This window comes from Catenuloplanes indicus (assembly GCF_030813715.1).
GTDB classification, from domain to species: Bacteria; Actinomycetota; Actinomycetes; order Mycobacteriales; family Micromonosporaceae; genus Catenuloplanes; species Catenuloplanes indicus.
Window position 1 is genome coordinate 4,352,794 of the sequence record NZ_JAUSUZ010000001.1, and the last position, 22,832, is coordinate 4,375,625.

The 22,832-nt window shown below is 72.0% G+C and carries 17 protein-coding genes; 9 read left to right on the plus strand and 8 right to left on the minus strand.

Annotation, left to right across the window (positions count from 1 at the left end; translation table 11 throughout):
- Window positions 1-39: 39 nt before the first annotated feature.
- Window positions 40-2,562: a glycoside hydrolase family 9 protein gene (locus J2S42_RS19560; protein WP_307241189.1), complete on the minus strand. Its 2,523-nt coding sequence runs from the start codon at window positions 2,560-2,562 to the stop codon at window positions 40-42.
- Window positions 2,563-2,633: 71 nt separating this feature from the next.
- Entirely contained in the window at window positions 2,634-4,043 is a 1,410-nt protein-coding gene (locus tag J2S42_RS19565) for an aminotransferase-like domain-containing protein (RefSeq protein WP_307241191.1), read from the minus strand.
- On the opposite strand from J2S42_RS19565, the gene J2S42_RS19570 reads away from it, so the two are divergent.
- Complete coding sequence (locus tag J2S42_RS19570) at window positions 4,042-5,019, plus strand: DMT family transporter (RefSeq protein WP_307241193.1); 978 nt, start codon at window positions 4,042-4,044, stop codon at window positions 5,017-5,019. The two genes, J2S42_RS19565 and J2S42_RS19570, sit on opposite strands and share 2 nt — an antisense overlap.
- On the opposite strand, the gene J2S42_RS19575 is transcribed toward J2S42_RS19570, so the two are convergent.
- Window positions 4,979-5,368 (minus strand): tetratricopeptide repeat protein, encoded by a 390-nt coding sequence (locus tag J2S42_RS19575; protein ID WP_307241195.1) that lies wholly within the window; start codon window positions 5,366-5,368, stop codon window positions 4,979-4,981. The genes J2S42_RS19570 and J2S42_RS19575 overlap by 41 nt on opposite strands.
- Before the next feature lie 140 nt (window positions 5,369-5,508).
- On the opposite strand from J2S42_RS19575, the gene J2S42_RS19580 reads away from it, so the two are divergent.
- Window positions 5,509-6,993, plus strand: a complete 1,485-nt coding sequence (locus tag J2S42_RS19580) for a diguanylate cyclase domain-containing protein (protein ID WP_307241197.1) — start codon at window positions 5,509-5,511, stop codon at window positions 6,991-6,993.
- Between the two features lie 9 nt (window positions 6,994-7,002).
- Here the strand turns inward: J2S42_RS19580 and J2S42_RS19585 are convergent, their stop codons facing one another.
- On the minus strand, window positions 7,003-8,430 hold the full coding sequence (locus J2S42_RS19585) for a DHA2 family efflux MFS transporter permease subunit (RefSeq protein ID WP_307241198.1): 1,428 nt from the start codon (window positions 8,428-8,430) through the stop codon (window positions 7,003-7,005).
- An 87-nt stretch (window positions 8,431-8,517) separates the two neighbouring features.
- On the opposite strand from J2S42_RS19585, the gene J2S42_RS19590 reads away from it, so the two are divergent.
- Window positions 8,518-9,222, plus strand: coding sequence for a TetR/AcrR family transcriptional regulator (locus tag J2S42_RS19590; RefSeq protein ID WP_307241200.1), 705 nt, complete (start codon window positions 8,518-8,520; stop codon window positions 9,220-9,222).
- A gap of 2 nt (window positions 9,223-9,224) precedes the next feature.
- Here the strand turns inward: J2S42_RS19590 and J2S42_RS19595 are convergent, their stop codons facing one another.
- Window positions 9,225-10,058 (minus strand): enoyl-CoA hydratase/isomerase family protein, encoded by an 834-nt coding sequence (locus J2S42_RS19595; protein WP_307241202.1) that lies wholly within the window; start codon window positions 10,056-10,058, stop codon window positions 9,225-9,227.
- 69 nt (window positions 10,059-10,127) lie between these two features.
- On the opposite strand from J2S42_RS19595, the gene J2S42_RS19600 reads away from it, so the two are divergent.
- Complete coding sequence (locus tag J2S42_RS19600; RefSeq protein WP_307241204.1) at window positions 10,128-10,481, plus strand: MerR family transcriptional regulator; 354 nt, start codon at window positions 10,128-10,130, stop codon at window positions 10,479-10,481.
- Window positions 10,482-10,524: 43 nt separating this feature from the next.
- Here J2S42_RS19600 and J2S42_RS19605 read toward each other — a convergent pair whose 3' ends face one another.
- The 3 genes from J2S42_RS19605 to J2S42_RS19615 form a co-directional block, all read right to left on the minus strand.
- Window positions 10,525-11,478 carry a DNA polymerase domain-containing protein gene (locus J2S42_RS19605; protein WP_307241206.1) on the minus strand — a complete coding sequence of 318 codons (954 nt, stop codon included), beginning with the start codon at window positions 11,476-11,478 and terminating at the stop codon, window positions 10,525-10,527.
- A 24-nt stretch (window positions 11,479-11,502) separates the two neighbouring features.
- Window positions 11,503-12,261, minus strand: a complete 759-nt coding sequence (locus J2S42_RS19610) for an ATP-binding protein (protein ID WP_307241208.1) — start codon at window positions 12,259-12,261, stop codon at window positions 11,503-11,505.
- A 119-nt stretch (window positions 12,262-12,380) separates the two neighbouring features.
- Entirely contained in the window at window positions 12,381-13,055 is a 675-nt protein-coding gene (locus tag J2S42_RS19615) for a hypothetical protein (protein ID WP_307241210.1), read from the minus strand.
- Window positions 13,056-13,241: 186 nt separating this feature from the next.
- Between J2S42_RS19615 and J2S42_RS19620 the strand changes: the two genes are divergently transcribed.
- The 5 genes from J2S42_RS19620 (at window position 13,242) to dnaE (ending at window position 22,798) form a co-directional block, all read left to right on the plus strand.
- Window positions 13,242-13,982 (plus strand): response regulator transcription factor, encoded by a 741-nt coding sequence (locus tag J2S42_RS19620; protein ID WP_307241212.1) that lies wholly within the window; start codon window positions 13,242-13,244, stop codon window positions 13,980-13,982.
- A 52-nt stretch (window positions 13,983-14,034) separates the two neighbouring features.
- Complete coding sequence (locus J2S42_RS19625) at window positions 14,035-15,465, plus strand: sensor histidine kinase (protein ID WP_442320104.1); 1,431 nt, start codon at window positions 14,035-14,037, stop codon at window positions 15,463-15,465.
- A 181-nt stretch (window positions 15,466-15,646) separates the two neighbouring features.
- On the plus strand, window positions 15,647-17,947 hold the full coding sequence (locus J2S42_RS19630; RefSeq protein ID WP_307241216.1) for an ArnT family glycosyltransferase: 2,301 nt from the start codon (window positions 15,647-15,649) through the stop codon (window positions 17,945-17,947).
- Window positions 17,948-17,950: 3 nt separating this feature from the next.
- Window positions 17,951-19,168, plus strand: a complete 1,218-nt coding sequence (locus J2S42_RS19635) for a bifunctional glycosyltransferase family 2/GtrA family protein (protein WP_307241217.1) — start codon at window positions 17,951-17,953, stop codon at window positions 19,166-19,168.
- Between the two features lie 102 nt (window positions 19,169-19,270).
- Window positions 19,271-22,798, plus strand: coding sequence for a DNA polymerase III subunit alpha (gene dnaE / locus J2S42_RS19640; RefSeq protein WP_307241219.1), 3,528 nt, complete (start codon window positions 19,271-19,273; stop codon window positions 22,796-22,798).
- Window positions 22,799-22,832: the final 34 nt, after the last annotated feature.

Genomic DNA, 22,832 nt, shown 5'->3' on the forward strand with positions numbered 1-22,832 from the left:
CCCGGGAGCGGTCGGCATACCGCCCCCGGAACGCGTCCTTCACCCGCAGACGGTGCCGTTCAGCCGGAAGAGGCCGGGCGCCGGTGCCGCGCCGTCACCGGTGAACCCGAAGGTCACGGTGGCGCCGGGCTTGATGACCGCGTTCCACGGGTACGCCGCGGCGGTGACGCCGGTCCCCTTCTGGGTGATCTGGGCGCTCCACCCGCGGGCGATGCTCGCGCCGGCCGGGAGTTCCCAGCCGAGCCGCCAGCCGTCGATCGCGGTACTGCCGGTGTTCCGCACGCTGACCTGCGCGGTGAAGCCGCCCGGCCAGCTGCCGTGGTTGCGGTACGTGACGTCGCAGCTCTGGGTCGAGCCCGCGAACGCCGCCATCCAGGCCAGCGGCGCGTTCCAGTTGATGGTCAGCTCGTTCGTGGCCCAGCTCTCGATGTCGTCGACGTAGCAGAACTGTGCGGCGCACCCGGTGAGCAGCCGCTGCGCGACCGGGTCCTGGATGTCCGAGTTCGGCCCGCCGGCCAGCGTGCCGGGCGGCGGATTCGGCAGATCCGGGTTGAGCTGCCGGGCATACCAGCGGCTGTGCTGGTTCTTCGAGTCCTGCTCGCCGTACCCGGTCACGTAGGACTGGCCGAGCGCGTTGCGGCCGAGCACGTAGTCGAAGCCCTGCAGCGCGCCGTCCCGGAACCGCGCGTCGCCGCTCAGGTCGTACGCGACGGCCAGCACGATCGCGTTGTTCAGGACGCTGCTGTTCGAGCCCCAGTCGAAGCGGTGGTTCGCCGGGTCGTAGGTCAGCCCGAACGCGGAGCCGGCCTGGATCGCCAGGTACTTCTCCGCACCGGCCAGCACGGACGCCCGGACCCGGTCCCGGTCCGGCAGCGCGTTCGGCACCGTGGCCAGGTCGAGCCGGCCGAGCTGCGCGACGCTGCCCCAGCTGAAGCCGCGCTCGTCCCAGATGTCCGCGGTGTGCAGCGGCGACGCGGTCAGGTAATCCTGGAACGCCCGCTCGCCGGTGGTGATGTAGAGCTCGGCCGCGGCCCAGTAGAACTCGTCCGTGACGTTGTCGTCGTTGTACGCGCCGCCGCCGATGCCGTCCGACGCCGGGGCGTAGATCGCCGGGTTCGCCAGCGCGGCCGCCCAGGCCGTGCGCGCGGCGGCGAGGTTGCGAGCCGCGAAGTCCGCGTCGTATCCGGCGAACACGCGGGCCGCCTGCGCCGCCGTGGCGGCCAGGTTCAGCGTGGCCGCGGTGGACGGCGCGTGCAGCTCGCGCGGCTGCGGGTCGAGGTGCGGCAGCAGCGGCAGACCGGTCCAGGCCGCGTCGTGGATCTTGTGGTGCGCCATGCCGGCCCGCTCCTCACCGGCCGGGACCTGCATGCTGAGCAGGAACTCCTGCTCCCAGCGGGCCTCGTCGAGCAGGTCCGGCACGCCGTTGCCGCTCTCCGGGATCGCCAGCGCACCGTCGCGGTGCAACGCGGGGGCACGCTCGAACTCGCTCATCAGCTGATACACCGAGATGCCGCCGTTCACCACGTACTTTCCGTGGTCGCCGGCGTCGTACCAGCCGCCGGAGACGTCCAGCGTGTAGTCGCACACGCCGGGCTGGCACGGCACCTCGATGTCACCCTGATTCGGCGCGACCTGCACGTGGCCGGCCGGGCGGCCATAGCCGGGGCGCAGCTCGTCGGAGATCTCGATGCCGCTGCGCTGCGTGTAGTAGAACTTCAGCGCGTCCGTGGCCAGCGTGCCGTAGAGGTCGGCGGCGATGTCGAACGGATGGCTCGTCTCACCGTCCGCGACCAGCGTGAATCCACGGCCGGTGGCCCGCGCGGCGCTGAAGTCGATGCTGTGCGTGGTCAGCCCGGAGCTGGCGTCCGCGCCGCGTGGCACGGTCCGCCCACTCGCCTCCTCGGTGCCGTCGGCCGCGCGGAGCGACCACTCCACCGGCTCGGTCGCGTCCGTGACCAGCGTGGCGTTCTTCGGGCCGGACGGCAGGTAGCCGACCTGGTTGACCTTGACGCGCGGGCCGGTCTCCGGCTCGTACGGCTCCTCCTCGGCGCCGCCGGTCAGCGACACGTCGTCCAGGCACAGCCGCCACGGGTTCGCGCTGCCGCCGATCTGGAACGCGACCTGCGCGTTCGGCAGGTCGACCGGCGCGGTGAACGTGTACGAGTAGACGTCACCGGAGACGTTCACCACCGGCACCTGCGCGAGGTACTGCGTCCACGGGTCCACCGGCAGCTGAACCAGCGCGCGAACCGGCGTGGCCGGCGTGGCGATGCCGAAGAACGAGAACGCGTACGTCTCGCCCGCGGCCAGCGGAATGTCATCCTGCCCGATGATCACGTCCCACGGGTTGACGGTGCCGCCGGGCACGTCCACGCAGAATCGCCCGTCCACCACCGCCGGTGTCAGGTTCGGGGTGGTCCACCAGGGCGCGGTGAGCCCGTTGTCGAAGGTGCCATTGACGATCTGCTCCGGGCCGGGGTCGGCCTGCGCGGGCGCGGGGCCGGTGGTGATCGCGACGGTGGCGACGAGCGCCGCTGCGATCGTGCGTAGCGGTCTATTCACGCGATGTCACTCCTTCTGATATTGGGAGCGCTCCCACATGTCAGGCATCGTGACAATTTGTTTCGCACATGTCAATGGATCGATGTTACGGCGCGCAGTGCGGCCGCGAGTCGCGCCACGCCCTCGGCCAGCTGTGCCGGGGCCGCCAACGCGAACGTGAGCCGCAGATGTGGCCCCTCCGGCTCGGCCGCGAACCAGGGGCGGCCGGGCGAGACCACCACGTCCCGGGCCAGTGCCTCGGCCGCCAGCGCGGTGTCGTCCACGCCGTCCGGCAGTCGCCACCACAGATGCAGACCACCCGCCGGTACGGACAGCGTGCGCGCCTCGGCCGGCAGCTCCCGGTGCAGCGCCGCGACCAGCGCGTCCCGCCGCTGCCGCAGGTGCAGCCGCAACGTGCGCCGGTGCCGGGCCCAGGCCGGCGACGTGACGAAGTCCAGCGCGGCCTCCTGCAGCGGGCCGGCCACGAAGAAGTCGTCCAGCACGCGCACCGCACGCAGCCGGGCACCGGCCGCACCGCGCGCGCCGATCGCGGCCACCCGCAGCCCGGCCGCGGCCGCCTTGGTCAGTGAGCGCAGGTAGACCACGTGCCCGGCGGTGTCCGCCGCGGCCAGCGGGGGCGGCGGGTCGCCGTCGATGGCCAGGTCGCGGGCATAGTCGTCCTCGATCAAGAAAGCACCGGCCCGGCGCACCGCGGACAGCACGTCCGCGCGCCGCCGCGGCGCCAGCGTGGCGCCATGCGGGTTCGCGTACAGCGGCTGGCAGTAGTAGAGCCGGGCGCCGGTCCGGTCGAACGCGGCCGCCAGCAACTCCGGGCGCACGCCCCGCGCGTCCGACGGGACCGGCACCACGCGCAGCCCGGCCGCGCGGGCGGCCGCGATCGCACCGAGGTAGGTGGGCGCGTCGACCAGCACGGTGTCGCCCGGCACCGTGAGCGCGCGGAACGCGGTGGCCAGCGCGGACTGGCCGCCCGGGCAGATGCTCATGTCCTCGGCGCGCAGCGCGGACCCGGTCTGGCGGGCGAACCAGGCGCGCAGGTCAGCCCGCCCCTCGACCGGTCCGTGCTCCCAGGAGGCGGGCCGCCGGGCCGCGCGGGCCAGCGCGGCGCCGAGCGCGGCCGTCGGGGCCAGCTCGCCGTCCAGATAGCCGCCGGAGAGCGGTATCGCTCCCGGTCGCGGAAGCGATAACAGTGCCTGCATCGACTCCTCGCCACCGGGACGTTCGCCGAGCGCGACGGCCTGCCAGCCGAGATCGTCGACGTCGGCACCGACCGGCTGCGGCAGCACGAACGTCCCGCTGCCGGGCCGCGACTCGACCAGCCCTTCCGAGATCAGGCGCCGGATCGCGGCCTGCACGGTGAGCGGGGAGACGCGGTGCCGGGCGATCAGCTCACGCACCGAGGGCAGCCGGGTGCCGGGCGGTGCGGCGGCCACCCGATCCCGGAGATCTTGGATAACGCGCGCCGCTGCGTTATCGTCCTTCATGAAGGACGAGAGTAACGGTATCGCCCACAACCCGATAACGGGTGTCGGGCTCGGACTGCTCGGCGTGGCCGGTTTCAGCTTCTCGCTGCCGGCCACCGCGCTCGCGCTCGACGGCTTCGACCCGTGGCTGGTCGGCGTGGGCCGGGCCGCCGGTGCGGGCCTGCTCGCGGTCGTCTACCTGCTCGCGGTGCGCGCGCCCCGGCCGGCGCGCGGGCACTGGCCGCGGCTCGCGCTGGTCGCGCTCGGCGTGGTCTTCGGCTTCCCGGTCTGCACCACGCTCGCGCTGCTCACGTCCACGTCCGCGCACGGTGCCGTGGTGATCGCGCTGCTCCCGGCGATGACCGCGGTCTTCGCGGTGCTGCGCGGCGGCGAGCGTCCGCCGCCCGCGTTCTGGGGCGCGAGCCTGGCCGGGCTGGTCGCGGTACTCGGGTTCCTGCTCGCCGGTGGCGGCGTCGGCGGCGGGTTGCACCCGGCCGACCTGCTGCTGATCGGCGCGGTGCTGCTGGCCGCGCTCGGCTACGCCGAGGGCGGTGCGCTGGCCCGCGAGCTCGGCGGCGCGCGCACGATCTGCTGGGCGCTGGTGCTGTCGCTGCCGGTCACGATCCCGGTCGCCGGCGTCTCGCTGGCGCTGCACCCGGTCGCCGCGCCGTCCGGCACCGCCTGGTTCGGCCTCGGCTACGTCACCGTGGTGTCGATGTTCCTCGGCTTCTTCGCCTGGTACGCCGGCCTGGCCGCGGGCGGCGTCGCGCGGGTCGGGCAGGTGCAGCTGATCCAGCCGGTGCTCACCCTCGGCTGGTCCGCGCTGCTGCTCGGCGAGCAGGTCAGCGGCCTGACGATGGCCGCGGCCGCGCTGGTCTTCGGCTGTGTGCTGCTGACCCAGCGCACCCGGTCCGCGGCGAGGCGCCCCACCCGGGACACCCCGCCCGCGGCACCGGTCAGCCAGCCGCGCGCCGGTCGGCCCGCTCGTGAATGTTGACCAGGCCCTCGACGCGGCGCAGCGCGTCCTCGTACTCCGGCTGCTGGTGCATGGCCAGCGCCAGCCGCAGGTACGGCAGCGCCTCGGTCAGCCGGCCGCCGCGCTCCAGCGTGCGCCCCAGGACGTGGTGCGCGTAGTGGTCGGTCGGGTCGAGCTCGATCAGCGCCCGCAACTGCTTCTCGGCGCCCTTGAGCTGGGCGGACATAAAATAGGCCCGGGCCAGGAGCTGCCGCACCGAGGCATTGTGCGGCTCGGCCTCCACGATCGGCTCCAGCAGCCGGGCCGCCCCCAGGGGGTCGCCCGTCTCGAAGTACATCGTCGCCCGCCGGTACTCAGCCAGAAGATCCACAGCCGCCTCCTCCAACCGGGTGTCACGTCAACGCTTCCACAACAACGGTCAAACGGCGACTGTTCCGCGTAACGCTCAGGTGTCGTCACCCACGGCCGATGGGACGAGGAGCGACTCTCTACCACCCGGAGGAGGGCCCCTTGGGTCTGCCCACGACGCCCTCGGCCGAGACGAGACGCCTGCGCGCGATCGTCGCGATCGCCCGCGCGGTCAACGACGCCGTGATCGACGAGCGCCGGTTCGGTGACCTGGTCGCGCGCACGGTCGCCACCCACGTGGGGGACGGCGCCACGCTCTGGCTCTACTCGCCGGACAACTCCTCGCTGGTCCGGGTGGGCGCCGGCCACCGCGACGCGATCTCCGCGATGCTGCTGCGCGAGGGCGCGGCCAGCGTGCTGCGCGGGCGTGGCGACGCGGTGGTGGACGCGGTGCTGGATTCCGGCGCGGCAGCCGTGCTGAACCAGGAGGAGATGGGCCGGCACATCGCGGAGTTCGACCCGCAGCTCGCGCCCTGGCTCGCGGTCTGCGGCGTGAGCAGCGTCGCCGTGCTGCCGCTCGGCGACGGCGCCTGGCCGTGCGGCGTGCTGATCGCCACCCGGGACGCCGACCGCCCCTCGTACACCGACGACGAATTTGCCTTTCTGCAGGCGATCGCGGAGACCGCGGCCTCGACCGTGAACACCGCGTCGCTGCTGACCGGCTCCGCCGCCGCGGTCGAGGAACTGCGCCGCCAGGCCACCGCGCTGGACCAGCTCTCCGACGTGGTGGTGGCCTGGGACAACGAGGGCAAGGTGATCGGCTGGAACGCGGCGGCCGAGCGGGTCTACGGCTACAGCGCGATCGAGGCGCTCGGCTGCGACGCGTTCACGCTGCTGGACACGCACGTCATCGACCCGGAGACCGGGCAGCGCAACCCGGCCGACCGCGCGTACACGGACCTGCTGGACGGGCTGACCGGCGCCGGGTCCGTGACGCTCGACCTGACCCAGCGGCGCGCGGACGGTGAGACGGTCGCGGTCACCCGCACGCTCACCGGCCTCGCCGACCGGCAGGGACGGCTCATCGGCGTCATCGCGATCGACCACGACCTCGGCGACCGCGGGCCGCGCGAGCGGACCGCGCTGCACGACGCGGTCACCGGGCTGCCGAATGCGCGGTTCCTCCGCGACCACCTGGATCGTGTGCTGATCTCGTGGGCCGGCGGCGCCGGGCTCGCGGCCGCGCTGGTGATCCAGCTCGGCGACCTCAACACGCTGCTCAAGGGCCTGCCGACGGACGTGGCCGGGCAACTGGTCAAGGTGCTGGCCGGCCGGCTCGCCGCGTCGCTGCGCCGCGGTGACGTGATCGCCCGGACCGGCCAGGACGAGTTCGTGGTGATCGCGGAGAGCGTCGGCGACGTGGCGAACGTGGAGCGGCTGGCGAAGCGGCTGGTCACCGCGGCCCGGCAGCCGCTCGCCGCGGGCGGCCAGACCATGCTGCTGCACCCGGCCGTCGGCGTGTCCATGCTGGACGACCGCCAGCCGGTACAGATCACACCGGAGGAGCTGATCGGGCAGGCGGCCGACGCGCTCCCGGCCGCCCGCGCCGATCCCACTCACATCTCGTTCGCGCCACTCACGTCGTGACGGTGCCGATCAGGCCGTCGCCGCGGCCTCGGCGAGCTGCTCCGCGTCCGGGGTGACCTGCGGGGTGGACAACGAGACCGCGATGTTCACCACCGCGAACGCGGCCGCGACCAGGATGCCCCGGTGGAAACCGTCGACCAACGCCTGCTGCGGCCCGGCGCCCGCGGCGAGCTGATCGGTGACGAACGTCAGCGACAGCGTGGTCACGACCGCGAGCCCGAGCGCGCCGCCGATCTGGTAAACCGCGGAGACCAGGCCGGACGCGGCACCGGCCTCGTGGTTCGCCACCTCGGAGACCGCGGCGATCTGGGCCGGCACGCTGACCGCGATGATCCCGGCGCCGAACAGCAGCAGGCCGGGGAGCAGGCCGGTGGTGTACGCGTCGTCCGTGCCGACCAGCGTCAGCATCAGCAGGCCGGCCACGCTGAGCACGGCGCCGCCGAGCTGGACCGGGCGGGTGCCGACGCGGGTGACCAGCTGGCTGGCCACCACGGCCGCGAGGATCGCCGCGCCGCCCATCGGCAGGAAGTGCAGCCCGGCCTCGAGCGCGGAGTCGCCGCGCACCTGCTGCAGGTAGATCGCGGTCAGGAAGAACATGGACAGGAACGCGGCCCCGTTCAGGCCGAGCGCCACGCCGGACGTGGCCAGCGACCGGGACCGGAACAGCCGCATGGGTACGAGCGGGTCCGCCGACCGCCGCTCGACCAGTACGAACGCGGCGAGCAGCGCCACGCCGCCGATCAGGAAGCCGAGCACCTCGGCCGAGCCCCAGCCGCTGTGCTCCGCGCGCACCACGCCGTAGACCACCGCGAGCAGCCCGGCCGTGCTCAGCACCGCACCGGCCAGGTCGAACGTGCGCCGGCCGGGCGCGGCGTGCCGCACGTCCCGGACGAAGAACGGCGTGATCGCGACCAGCGCCACCACCAGCGGCACGTTGACCAGGAAGACCCAGCGCCAGTCCAGCGCGTCGACCAGCAGGCCACCCGCGACCACGCCGAGCGTGCCGCCGAGGCCGGCCAGACCGCCCCAGACGCCCATCGCGATGTTGCGGTCCCGGCCGGGCGGGAACGTGACGGTGAGCAGCGCGAGCGCGGCCGGGGAGAGCAGCGCGCCGCCGAGCCCCTGCACCGCGCGCGCCGCGATCAGGCTCTCCGAGTTCGGCGCCAGGCCCGCGCCCAGCGAGGTCACGCCGAAGAGCAGCAGGCCGCCGATGAACAGCCGGCGCGGGCCGAGCAGGTCGGCCGCGCGCCCACCGAGCAGCAGGAAACCACCGAAGAGCAGGGTGTACGCGCTGATCACCCACTGCAGGCCGTCCGGTGTGAAGTCCAGGTCGGACTGGATGTTCGGCAGCGCCACATTCACGATCGTCACGTCCAGGACGACGATGAACTGTGCCAGGGACAGCACGACGAGCGTGGCCCAGGGACTCCGTCTCATTCCGGAAAGCCTCTCTTTGTCTACGGCATACGTATACGTCGTACACGTACGCCGTAGACGCTAGGTCTACGGCGTACACTTGTCAACGTGACCGCACCCGCCACCTCCGCCCGCGAACGCCTCGACCCGGAAAAGATCGTGGTCAGCGCGCTCGCCATCGCCGACGCCGAAGGCCTGTCCGCCATCACGATCCGGCGGCTGGCGCAGGAGCACGGGGTCACCCCGATGGCGCTCTACCGGCACTTCCGCGACAAGGACGAGCTGATCAACGCGCTCGCCGACCACGTGCTGCTCACCGTGGCCGTGCCGGAGCCGTCCGGCGAGCCGTGGCACGTACAGTTGCGCGCGGTCTTCGCCGCACTGCTGGAGTCGCTCTCCGCACACCCGGTGATCGCGCCGCTGATCATGCCGCGCCTGCTGGTCTCCCCCGGCGGTCTCGCGCTGGCCGAACGCGCGCTGGACCTGCTGGCCCAGGCCGGCTTCGACACCGACCGGGCCGCCACGGCCGGCACCCAGGTGGTCTGCACTGTGATCAACCTGATCCCGTACCACCCGGGCGCCCCCGCTATCCAGGACGAGGAGCAGCGCGAGGACCGCATCCGCGCCAAGCGCGCCGCGCTCGCCACCCTCTCCCCCCGCCGCTACCCCCGCGTCACCGCCGCCGCCGACCCGCTCACCGGCTGCGTCGTCAAGGAGAACTACATCGAGCTGGGCCTCGACCTGGTCATCGCCGGCCTCCGCGGCCTCCCCACCAGCCGCACCGCGCCGGCGGTGGAGACCGTCGACGCCTGAGGTCAGGATGATTGGAGGGCGCGCAGCACCTCCTCCAAGCGCAACTCACCCTCGCGGGTCTGCACGCCCGCCTCGAGTTGCCGGTGCGCGAAGGCGGCCACGTCCGGGAAGGAGAACCGGGCGGCCAGCGCGCCCTCGGTAGCCACGTCGTAGACGTTGGTGTCGGCCGCGTTCACCGCGGTCTTGACCACGTCGATGATGACCGGCCCGAGCGCCGCGATTCGCCGGGCCAGATCGGTGACGAAGCCGTCCAGCTCGTCCGCGGGCAGCGCGCGGTTGATCAGGCCGTAGCGCTCGGCCAGTTCCGCGCCGGCCAGCTCGCCGCCGAGGATCAGTTCCAGAGCGCGGGCGCGGCCGATCAGCGCGGTCATGTACTGCGTACCGCCACCGCCGGGGTAGATGCCCTGCAGCGTCTCCGGCTGCGCCTGGCCGGACCGCCCGATCGCGGCGAACCGCATGTCCAGCGCCATCAGCAGCTCGTTGCCGCCGCCGCGGGCGTGACCGGCCAGCTTGCCGATGGTCACCTGCGGCAGCGACCGGACCGCCTCGTTCACCGCCTGAACGATGTTGGTGCCGGGCGGAAGGTCGGCGGGGAACGCGTGCTCTTCCGGTTCGGTGAGGAAGCGCATGTCACCGTGGGCGATGAAGAAGTCGGGGTCGGCGCTCTCGAAGACGATCACCCGGACCGTCCGGTCCTCCCGGACCCGGGCGACGAACCGGTGCAGGTCCGCGATGAGGGTCGCGTCAAGCAGATTGAGCGGGGGGTTGTCGATGGTCACGGTAGCGACGCCGTGCTGCACGTCGACGTGGAGCGCCGACAGGTCGGTGTAGGTCATGGGCGTACGCTAAATCCTCACATCCATGTGAGTTTCAACTGTCTGTGACCATCGACACGGAGGCTCGGCGTGCGGATCGGGGAGCTGGCGGACCGGACCGGAGTGAGCGTCCGGTCGCTCCGCTACTACGAGGAACAGGGCCTGCTGGAGAGCCGGCGCAGCGCGGGTGGCCACCGGCACTACGGCGAGGACAGCGTGGAACGGGTCGCCCACCTGCGGCAGCTGTATGCGGCCGGCCTGTCCAGCGCCACCATCGTCAGCATGCTGCCCTGCTGGAACTCGCCGAGCGTGGCCACGTCCGACGCCGCGTTCGCCCGTCTCGTCAAGGAGCGGGACAAGCTGATCGCGCACATCGCGGAGCTCACTCACACGCTGGATTCCCTGAACGGCATCATCGACCGCAACCGGGCCGCCCGCCCCTGACGGCCGCGCCCCCGGCGAGACGGTGACCCGATCGCCGGCGGTTCTACGACTCGGCTTTCCGGCGGGCGGCGGCGCGGCGTTTGCCCTCGTGCATGGCGGCTACCCGGGCGACCGGGATGGTACGGCCCTCGTCGATCAGGTCTTGTGGGATCGGCTGCGGGCCGGGGAGCGCGCCGGTCCACGGGTCGGTGGTGGTGAGCAGCGCCGGGGCGGTGTGGATGGTGAAGTCGGCCGGGGTGATGTCGCTGAGGTCGTCCCAGGCGACCGGGAACGAGACCGGGACACCGGGGCGCAAGCGCGGGCTGTAGGCGGCGGCGACGGTGGCGCCGCCGGCCCGGGTGGCGTCCAGGAAGACCTTGCCGTGGCGGTCCTCGCGGATGAACGCGGTGGTGGCCAGCGCCGGGTCGACGCGTTCCGCGCGGGCGGCGAGCGCGCGGGTGGCGGCGGCGACCTCTTCGGTGTCCGCGTCCCGGATCGGTACGAAGACGTGCAGGCCCTTGGCGCCGCTGGTCTTCACGGCGCCGGTCAGCCCGGAGGCGGTCAGCGCCTCGCGGACCAGCGCGGCGGCGCGGACGGCCAGGCCGAACGAGCCGTCCTCCTCGGGCGGGTCCAGGTCGATGATCAGGTGGGTCTGCCGGTCCGGCGCGTCCGCGCGGGCCAGCGCGGGGTGGTACTCGACGGCGCGCTGGTTGCCGAACCAGAGCAGCGTGCGGCGGTCGTCGCAGAGTGCGTAGCGGATCGCGCGGTGCGACGCCTCGGCCCACACCTCGGTGGTGCGCACCCAGGACGGCGTGTACTTCGGGACGTTCTTCTGCATGAACGCGTCCTGGCCGCGGAGCACCCGGATGACGGAGAGCGGGCGGCCGGCGAGCTGCGGCAGGAAATGGCCGGAGACCGCGTCGAAGTAGTCGATCAGGTCGCGCTTGGTCGCCCCGGCACCGTCGAAGAGTGGTGCGTCGAGGTTGGTCAGGTCCACCCCGTCCCGCGTCTCGCCCATCGTGTCACCTTCCCACGCGGTGGCCTATCCGGCGAGGCGAAGCGCGGCCCAGACCGCCTTTCCCTGCGGCAGTGCGGCGCAGCCCCAGCGGTGCGCCTCGGCCTCGACGACGCGCAGGCCACGGCCGCGTTCGGCGAGCGGTGCGCGCGGGTCACCGGCGCTGACCGGGCGGAGCCGGGGCGGTGCCGGGTTGCCGTCCGCCACCACCAGATAGAGGTACGGCCGGCGCAGCGTCACGGTCACGTCTATCGGTGTGCCGCCGTGCTCGACCGCGTTGTTGACCAGCTCGGAGATGACCGCACGAGCCGAGTAGAGCAGCTCGTGCACGTCCCAGCCGGTGCACGCGTCACCGACGATCGAGCGCGCGAACGAGGCCGCCAGCGGGCCGGCGTCCAGCCGCAGATGCTCCCAGCGGCTGGACGCGCGCAGGTCACCGGCGGCGGCCAGCGCCTTGTCCAGCGTGGGATGCACGCGTACGCCGCGGTTCAGCACGCGCAGCCGCGCGGCCACCGCGGGCCGGGCCACCAGCAGCAGCGGCGCCTCGGGTGAGTGACCGGCCCGCCAGCGCGGGGCGACGAAGACCGCGAGCGCGCCGTCGTGCGCGATCCGCACCCGGTCCAGCGAGACGATCACCACGACCGGGCACTCGGCCAGCGCCTTGGTGATCACGGATCGGGCGCGGGCGGCGCTGCGCAGCGTCAGCTCGCCCTCGAACGCGATGAGAACGGCACCGCGGCTGTCGTCGCGTGCCACTATCGCGGACAGCTGTCTGGTTCCGCTCACTCCGGGCCCACCCCGTCCGGTCGGGAACGTTGCCGGGTTCGTCATCGGACCGAGTCTCCAAGCCTGCCACCTCTGACAACAGACCGGAAGTGCGTCGTTCCCCCGGACGGGCGGCCGGGTCACCGGCCGCCCGTGGAACCTGAGGTGGCGGACGCGGGCCGGAGCGGCGCGCAGGCCTCGATCGCGGCCGCGGTGGTGGCGTCCGCGGTGTTCAGCGCGGCGGTGTCGGTCACGCCGTTCTCGGTGAGGCAGTTGTCGTACGCGGCCGCGGCACCGCCGTCATCCCCGGTGCCACCCGGAGCCTGATCGCCGCCGGGGCCGCCCTGGCCGCCGTTGCCCATCTGCGGCAGCGAGTCCGCGCATGCCTCGGTCGCGGTCGCCCAGGCCGCCTCGTCGACGCCGTCCGGCTTGAGCATGTTCGCGAAGCCACCGCCGCCCCGCTGCCCACCGTCACCGGGGCCGCCGGACGGGAACGCGGTCGGCCGCCCCGAGCCCTGCGGGCCGGGCCGGCCGGAGGAACCGGGCTGGCCGGACGGGCCCGGCCGACCGGAACCCTGCGGGAACGCTCCGCCGGACGGGCGGGTGCCGCGCTCCGGGTTGGCGGTCGGGATCGTCACCTCGATGCCCTGCTCCTTGAGGCAGGCCGCGTAGGCGGCGAGCGCGTTCTGGCCGTCCCCGCCGGAGCCACCCGCGGTGTCGGACGAACCGGAACCGTCACAGCCCGCGGCCAGCAGCAGCACCGCGGACCCGGCCAGCGCGACGGCCGCGAGCCGCCGGTGGACGTGAGAACTCACAGCTTCCTCCTAGGTCGGAAGAGCCCATGCAACCGGGCGGACCTCCGGGCCAGGTCGGACCGCACTCGGAGCGGGCTCGAAGACGTACCCTCGGAGGATTTTGATCTTCTGGGTCTCCCGCACGTCCACAGGTGTTACACAGGGTCGGTAAAGGTGCTGCTCAGATGGCGGGCACACGATCGGACCATGACGATGACGACGCACTCCGACACACGCCAGGACCTGCGCCGCGCGGACGGCAGCCCGGTCCGGGTGCTGGTGGTCGACGACGAGTCCACGCTGGCGGAGCTGCTGTCGATGGCGCTTCGCTACGAGGGCTGGGACGTGCGCTCGGCCGGTGACGGCGGCGGCGCGGTGCGGGCCGCGCGCGAGTTCCGGCCGGACGCGGTGATCCTGGACGTGATGCTGCCGGACATGGACGGGCTGGAGGTGCTGCGCCGGCTGCGTGGCGAGGCGCCCGAGGTGCCGGTGCTGTTCCTCACCGCGAAGGACTCGGTGGAGGACCGGATCGCGGGCCTGACCGCGGGCGGCGACGACTACGTGACGAAGCCGTTCAGCCTGGAGGAGGTGGTGGCGCGGCTGCGCGGGCTGATGCGCCGGGCCGGCCGGGCCGCGATGCGCTCGGACGCGGAGCTGGTGGTCGGTGACCTCACGCTGGACGAGGACAGCCACGAGGTGCGCCGCGGCGGCGACCAGATCACTCTGACCGCGACCGAGTTCGAGCTGCTCCGCTACCTGATGCGCAACCCGCGCCGGGTGCTCTCCAAGGCGCAGATCCTGGACCGGGTGTGGAACTACGACTTCGGCGGCCAGGCGAACGTGGTGGAGCTGTACATCTCGTACCTGCGCAAGAAGATCGACGCCGGCCGGAAACCGATGATCCACACCATGCGCGGGGCCGGCTATGTCCTCAAGCCCGCGGACTGACCTGCCGCGCGGTCCGAAGGGCTGGCCGCTGCGCACCCGGCTGGTCGCCACCATGCTGGCGCTGCTGGCCACGGCCTGCCTGCTGATCTCCGTGGTCACCGAGCTGGCACTGCACAAGAACCTCCAGGACCAGCTGGACCGGCAGCTGGACACGACCGCGGAACGCGCCGAGACCTTCGGACCACCGCCGGACGACGCGCCGATGCCGGGGAACGACAACCGGCCGGACGAGTGGATCGGGCGCGGCCAGCCGGCCGGCACGCTCGTCGCCTACCTGAACAGTGACCACCGGACCGGCGTCCGCATCCTCAGCGACGACCTGGCGGAGATCGACGCCACCGCGGCGCTCTCCGACGTCCTGGTCACCGTTCCGGTGGACGGCCGTCCGCGCACCTTCCACCTGCCGGGGTACGGCGACTACCGGCTGAAGGCGCAGTGGACCCGCAACGGCGACCTGGTCGTCACCGGTCTGCCCACCGCGCAGGTGGAGAACACGCAGGTGCAGGTCGCGGTGATACTGGCCGCGGTCACGGTCGGCGCGCTGATCGTCGCCGGGTTCGCCGGGGTGGTCATCATCCGGCGTACGCTGCGCCCGCTGCGCCGCGTCGCCGCCACCGCGGGCCGGGTCGCGGAGCTGGAACTGGACCGCGGCGAGGTGGCGCTGGCCGATCGGCTGCCGGACGAGTTCACCGACCCGCGCACCGAGGTCGGCCAGGTCGGTGCCGCGCTCAACCGCATGCTCGGCAACATCGAGGCCGCGCTGGCCGCCCGGCACGCCAGCGAGACGCAGGTGCGCCAGTTCGTCGCGGACGCGAGCCACGAGCTGCGCACGCCGCTGGCCGCGATCCGTGGGTACGCCGAACTGACCCGCCGCAGCCGCGCGGAGGTCGCGCCCGAGGTGGCGCACGTGCTGAACCGGGTCGAGTCCGAGGCGAAGCGGATGACGCTGCTGGTCGAGGACATGCTGCTGCTGGCCCGGCTGGACGCGGGACGCCCGCTGGAGCACGAACCGGTCGACCTGGCGATGCTCGCGGTCGACACGGTCAGCGACGCGCACGCGGCCGGCCCGCACCACGTCTGGCGACTCGACCTGCCACCCGAGGGTACGGACGTGGAGGTGCTCGGCGATCGGGCCCGGCTGCATCAGGTGCTGGCGAATCTGCTGGCCAACGCGCGCACGCACACGCCACCCGGCACCGAGGTGACGGTCTCCGTGCAGCGCCGCAACGACCGGGCCGCGGTGCTGGTGGCCGACACCGGGCCGGGCATCCCGGCGGAGCTGCTGCCGCACGTCTTCGAGCGGTTCGCGCGCGGCGACAGCTCCCGCTCGCGCGCCGCGGGCAGCACGGGGCTGGGGCTGGCCATCGTGCACGCGGTGGTCACCGCGCACGGCGGACGCATCGACGTGCGCAGCCGGCCGGGCCGGACGGAGTTCCTGGTGTCGATGCCGCTCGCGGTGGGCGCGGTCCCCGCGGGGGCGTAACCTCACGGCCGTCGTCCCATCGGCGAGCGCGTATTCCCAGCTTCTTTACAGCTTCGCCAGAGCGCACGGTGAGATGTCCGGTCGATCCTGGTTACCAGGGCTGAGGTCTGACCGAATGGCCCGTCTTGTCGTGATTCCACATGCCCGCCGCACCGATCTCGCTGAGCGAAGGACGAAGCTCATGACCTCGACGTTGCCCACCTCGCCTCCGCCACCCCCGGAGGCGCCGGCCACCGCGGAGGTACCGGCCACCGCGGAGGCACCGGCCACCGCGGAGGCACCGGCCACCGCGGAGGCACCGGCCACCGCGGAGGCACCGGCCACCGCGGAGGCACCGGCCACCGCGGAGGCACCGGCCACCGCGGAGGCACCGCTGGATGCGCCCGCGGCGGCGCCGGCCGTGCCGCGGTCGCGGCGGGAGCGGATCCTCCGCGGGCCGGATGACGACCCGGCCTGGGCCCGTCCCGCGCTCTACGCGCTGCTGATCGCGACCGGCGTCCTCTACATCTGGGGCCTCAGCGCCTCCGGCTGGGCGAACTCGTTCTACGCGGCCGCGGTGCAGGCCGGCTCGGAGAGCTGGAAGGCGTTCTTCTTCGGCTCCTCGGACGCGGCGAATTTCATCACCGTCGACAAGACGCCGCTCTCGCTGTGGCCGATGGCACTCACCGCCCGGATCTTCGGCATGAGTTCGTGGAGCATGCTGGTCCCGCAGGCGCTGATGGGCGTCGGCTCGGTCGCGCTGCTCTACGCCACGGTCCGGCGCTGGTTCCCGCCCGCGGCCGCGCTGCTGGCCGGCGCGGTGCTGGCCACCACCCCGGTCGCGGCGCTGATGTTCCGCTTCAACAACCCGGACGCGCTGCTCGTACTGCTGATGATCGCGGCGTGCTGGGCGATGGTCCGCGCGCTGGAGACGGGCGCGACCACCTGGCTGCTGCTCTGCGGCGCCTTCATGGGCCTCGGCTACCTGGCCAAGATGCTCCAGGTGCTGCTGATCCTGCCCGCGCTCGGCCTGGTCTACCTGATCGCCGGCCCACCGCGGCTCGGCAGGCGGATCCTGCAGTTGCTCGGCGCGGCCGGCGCGATGATCGTCGCGGCCGGCTGGTGGATCCTCGCGGTCGAGCTGTGGCCGGAGGACTCCCGGCCGTACATCGGCGGTTCGCAGAACAACAGCATCCTGGAGCTCACACTCGGCTACAACGGGCTCGGGCGGCTCAACGGCAACGAGACCGGCAGCGTCGGCGGTGGCGGCACCGGCGGTCCTGGCGGCATGGCCGGGCCGGGCGGCGGCGGTGGCATGTGGGGCGAGTCCGGCATCCTGCGGATGTTCGACTCCGCACAGGGCGGTCAGATCGCCTGGCTGCTGCCGGCCGCGCTGCTGCTGATGATCGCCGGACTGGTGATCACCGCGCGCCGGGCGCGCACCGACCGTACCCGTGCGGCTTTTGTGCTCTGGGGTGGCTGGCTCGTCGTCACCGCGCTCACGTTCAGCTTCATGCAGGGCATCTTTCACGCGTACTACACGGTCGCGCTGGCGCCGGCGATCGGCGCGCTGACCGGCATGGGCGGAACGCTGCTCTGGTCCCGGCGGCGCAGGCCGTGGGCGATCGCGCTGCTGGCCGTGACGGTCGCGGGCACCGCGGTCTGGGCCTGGGTGCTGCTCGGGCGCAGCGCGGACTGGCTGCCCTGGCTGCGCTGGACCGTGCTGATCGGCGGGATCGCGGCCGCGGTGGCGCTGGCGGCGACCAGCCGGCTGGCCGCGCGGATCGCGGTGCCGGTCGGCGTGGTCGCGGCCGCGATCACGCTGGCGGCACCCGCTGCCTACGCCATCGACACCGCGGGTACGCCGCACACCGGCTCGATCCCGTCGGCCGGGCCGATGACGGCCGGTGGCTTCGGCGGCGGTCCGGGCGGCGGCGGACGCGGCGGCCGAGGCGGTTTCCCCGGCGGCTTCCCGGGCGGCGGCCAGGCCATCCCCGGTGGAGGGCAGACCATGCCCGGCGGCGGCCAGGCCATGCCGAACGGCGTTTTTCCCGGCGGCGCGCAGGGGCAGCCGTTCTACGGCTTCGGTGGCCGGGGCAACGCCGGAGGCATGGGTGGGCTGCTCAACGGCTCCGCGCCGAGCGACGAGATGATCGCGCTGCTGGAGAAGGACGCGGATCGATACACCTGGATCGCGGCCGCGGTGGGCTCGAACCGCGCCTCCGGGTATCAGCTGGCCACCGGTGACCCGGTGATGGCGATCGGCGGCTTCAACGGCACCGATCCGGCACCCTCGCTCGCGCAGTTCCAGGAGTACGTCGAAGAAGGAAAGATCCACTACTTCATCGGGGACGGCGGCTTCGGCGGCGGCGGACGCGACGGCAGCAGCCAGGTCAGCGCGGAGATCGCCACGTGGGTCCAGGCCAACTTCGCGTCGCAGACCGTGGACGACACAACCGTCTACGACCTGACCGTGCCCGCCTCCGCGTCGCAGGAGAGCTGAGCCATGCCGATCACCGCCGGAGAGAGCGCACCGCCGGCGACCGCACCGGTCACCGCCGCGCTCGACGTGGTCATCCCGGTCTACAACGAGGAGCGCGACCTGGAGCCGTGCGTGCGCCGGCTGCACGAGCACCTCAGCGCGTCCTTCCCGTACCCGTTCCGGATCACCGTCGCGGACAACGCCAGCACGGACGGCACGCTCGAGGTCGCGCGGCGGCTCGCGGCGGCGCTACCCGGCGTGTCGGTCACCCACCTGCCGCGCAAGGGCCGCGGCCATGCGCTGAAGGAGGTGTGGTCCGCGTCCGGCGCGCCGGTGCTGGCGTACATGGACGTGGACCTCTCCACCGACCTGGCCGCGCTGCTGCCGCTGGTCGCGCCGCTGATCTCCGGGCACAGCGACGTGGCGATCGGGTCCCGGCTGTCCCGCAACGCGCGGGTGGTCCGCGGCGCCAAGCGCGAGATCATCTCCCGCGGCTACAACCTGATCCTGCGCGGCACGTTGCAGGCCAGCTTCTCCGACGCGCAGTGCGGCTTCAAGGCGATCCGCAAGGACGTGGCCGACCGGCTGCTGCCGCTGGTCGAGGACACCGGCTGGTTCTTCGACACCGAACTGCTGGTCCTGGCGCAGCGCGCCGGCCTGCGGATCCACGAGGTGCCGGTGGACTGGGTCGACGACCCGGACAGCCGCGTCGACATCGTGTCGACCGCGGTCGCGGATCTGAAGGGCATCGCCCGCCTCGGCCGCGCGCTCGCCACCGGCCGGCTGCCCGTGGCCGAGCTGCGCACCCAGCTCGGCCGCGCGCCGCTCGCCCCGGTCCCTGGCGTACCGGTGGGGATGACCGGCCAGCTGCTGCGGTTCGCCGCGGTCGGCGTGGCCAGCACGCTCGCATACCTGGTGATCTATGCACTCCTCCGGCTCGGTCTCGGAGCGCAGGCCGCGAACCTGCTGGCGTTGCTGATTACCGCGGTCGGCAACACGGCCGCGAACCGGCGCTTCACGTTCGGCGTGCAGGGCACCGAGGGCGCGGCGCGGCACCACCTCCAGGGATTGATGATCTTCGGTCTAGGCCTCGGCTTGACCAGCGGATCACTGGCCGCGTTGCACGCAGTCACAGAGACCCCACACAGGGTCATTGAGCTGCTGATACTCGTCGGCGCCAACCTGATGGCCACCTTGCTGCGGTTCCTCCTGATGCGGGCCTGGGTCTTCACGAAGGCGTGACGAAACACCCCCGTTCCGACGCCGTCCGGCTCCCCGGAAACGACTAGAGTGGTCGCTCCGGGGAGCGCTGGAAGCAGATTCGAAGACGGGGTGAGTCCTGCCGTGGGCGATTCGTTCGTGCACCTCCACGTGCACACGGAGTATTCGATGCTCGACGGAGCGGCCCGGTTGAAGGATCTCTTCAAGGAGGCGAAGCGGCTCGGCATGCCGGCCGTGGCGATCAGTGACCACGGCAACATGCACGGGGCGTACGACTTCTACAAGCAGGCCAAGGCCGCGGAGATCACGCCGATCATCGGCGTCGAGGCGTACGTCGCACCCGAGTCCCGCTTCCACAAGCAGCGCGTGAAGTGGGGTCGGCCGGAGCAGAAGTCGGACGACGTCTCCGGTAACGGCGCGATCACCCACATGACCATGTGGGCGCAGTCCGCGGAGGGCCTGAAGAACCTCTTCAAGCTGAACTCGCGCGCCTCGTTCGAGGGCCACTACGTCAAGTGGCCGCGGATGGACATGGAGCTGATCTCCGAGCACGCCAAGGGGATCATGGCGACCACCGGCTGCCCGTCCGGCGCGGTGCAGACCCGCCTGCGCCTGGGCCAGCCCGAGGAGGCGCTCAAGGTCGCCGGGCAGTACCAGGACATCTTCGGGAAGGACAACTACTTCCTGGAAATCATGGATCACGGGCTGGAGATCGAGCGCCGGGTCCGCGACGGCCTGCTGGAGATCAGCCGGAAGCTGAACATCAAGCCGGTGGTCACCAACGACTCGCACTACACCTACGAGGAGCAGTCCGCCGCGCACGACGTGCTGCTCTGCGTGCAGACAGGCGCGAACGTGGACGACCCGAACCGGTTCCGGTTCGACGGCAACGGCTACTTCGTGAAGTCCGCGGACCAGATGCGGGCGATCGACTCCTCCGACGCCTGGCAGGAGGGGTGTAAAAACACGCTGCTGGTGGCCGAGAAGGTCGACACCACCGGCATGTTCACGTTCAAGAACCTGATGCCGCGCTTCCCGGTGCCGGAGGGCCACACGGAGGAGTCGTACTTCCGGCAGGAGGCGTTCGAGGGGCTCAAGCGGCGCTTCCCGAACGGCATCCCGGAGACGCACGTCGCGCAGGCGGAGTACGAGCTCGGGATCATCATCCAGATGGGCTTCCCGTCATACTTCCTGGTGGTCGCGGACTTCATCCAGTGGTCGAAGCGGAACGGCATCGCGGTCGGCCCGGGTCGTGGCTCCGCGGCCGGCTCGCTGGTGGCGTACGCGCTGGGCATCACCGACCTGGACCCGCTGCCGCACGGCCTGATCTTCGAGCGGTTCCTGAACCCGGACCGCGTCTCGATGCCCGACGTCGACATCGACTTCGACGAGCGCCGGCGTGCCGAGGTGATCCGCTACGTGACGGACAAGTGGGGCGAGGACCGGGTCGCCCAGATCGCCACGTTCGGCACGATCAAGGCGAAGGCCGCGATCAAGGACTCCGCCCGCGTGCTCGGCTACCCGTACGCGGTCGGCGACCGGATCACCAAGGCCATGCCGCCGGCCGTGATGGGCAAGGACATCCCGCTCTCCGGCATCTTCGACTCGAACCACCCGCGGTACTCCGAGGCGACCGAGATCCGCGCGCTCTACGAGGCGGAGCACGACGTCAAGAAGGTGATCGACACCGCGCGCGGGATCGAGGGCCTGATCCGGCAGACCGGCGTGCACGCCGCCGGCGTCATCATGTCCGCCGAGCCGATCATCGAGCACATCCCGCTGATGCGCCGGGACGCGGACGGCGCGATCATCACGCAGTTCGACTACCCGACCTGCGAGACGCTCGGCCTGCTGAAGATGGACTTCCTCGGCCTGCGCAACCTGACGATCATCGACGACGCGGTCAAGAACATCGAGATCAACCACGGTCTCAAGCTGGACCTGCTCGCGCTGGAGCTGGACGACAAGGCCACCTACGAGCTGCTGGCCCGCGGTGACACGCTCGGCGTGTTCCAGCTCGACGGCGGCCCGATGCGCTCGCTGCTGCGCCTGATGAAACCGGACAACTTCGAGGACATCTCGGCGGTGCTGGCGCTCTACCGGCCCGGCCCGATGGGTGCGGACTCGCACACCAACTATGCGCTGCGCAAGAACGGCCTGCAGGACATCATCCCGATCCACCCGGAGCTGGAGGAGCCGCTCAAGGAGATCCTCGGCCCGACCTACGGGCTGATCGTCTACCAGGAGCAGGTGCAGCGCGCCGCACAGAAGCTGGCCGGTTACTCGCTCGGCCAGGCCGACCTGCTGCGCCGCGCGATGGGCAAGAAGAAGAAAGAGGTGCTGGAGAAGGAGTTCGTCCCGTTCCGCGACGGCATGCGCGGCAACGGCTACTCCGACGAGGCGATCCAGAAGCTCTGGGACGTGCTGGTCCCGTTCGCGGACTACGCGTTCAACAAGGCACACACCGCCGGCTACGGGCTGGTCTCCTACTGGACCGGCTACCTCAAGGCCAACTACCCCGCGGAGTACATGGCCGGCCTGCTCACCTCGGTCGGCGACGACAAGGACAAGATGGCGCTCTACCTCGCCGAGTGCCGGCGGATGGGGATCAGCGTGCTCCCGCCGGACGTCAACGAGTCGGCCGGCCCGTTCACCCCGGTCGGCAAGGACATCCGGTTCGGTCTCGCCGCGGTCCGCAACGTCGGCACGAACGTGGTGGAGGCGATCCGCCGCTGCCGGGACGAGAAGGGCAAGTACACCGACTTCTACGACTTCCTGTCCAAGGTCGACGCGGTCGCCTGCAACAAGAAGACGATCGAATCGCTGATCAAGGCCGGCGCGTTCGACTCGATGGGCCACACCCGCAAGGGCCTGCTCGCCGTGCACGCGGAGGCGATCGACGCGTACTCCGGCGTCAAGAAGAACGAGGCGGTCGGCCAGTTCGACCTGTTCGGCGCCGGCTTCGGCGACGCGGCCCCGTCCGCCACCGTGGCCATGCCGACCATCCCCGACTCGGAGTGGGACAAGCGCGACAAGCTGGCGTTCGAGCGCGAGATGCTCGGCCTCTACGTCTCCGACCACCCGCTCTTCGGCCTCGAGCACGTCCTCCAGCAGCACGCCGACACCAGCATCGCCGCGCTCGCCGAGGAGGGCACCGTCCCGGACGGCGCCGTCGTCACGCTGGCCGGCATCCTCTCCGGCGTCCAGCGCCGCGTCACCAAGCAGGGCAAGGCCTGGGCCTCCGCCACGCTGGAGGGCCTGGCCGGCGGCGTCGAGGCACTGTTCTTCCCGAACACCTACGAGATGGTCGGCCAGTACATCGCCGAGGACGCGATCGTCGTCGTCAAGGGCCGCATCGACCGCCGCGACGACACCCCGCGCATCATGGCGATGGACATGATGATGCCCGACGTCACCGCCAACCCCGACGCCAAGCCCGTCGTGCTCACCATGCCGATCACCCGCTGCACCCCACCCCTGGTCGAACGCCTGAAGGAGGTGCTGATGCTGCACCCCGGCGACAACGAGATCCACGTCAAACTCGTCAACGGCGGCCGCACCACCGTCCTCCGCCTCGGCACCCGCGTCGCTCCGACCACCGCCCTGATGGGCGACCTGAAGAGCGTCCTCGGCCCCGCAGCCGTCGGCTGAACCCTCGAAGTGATCTACCGGTTCCCACCGTTCA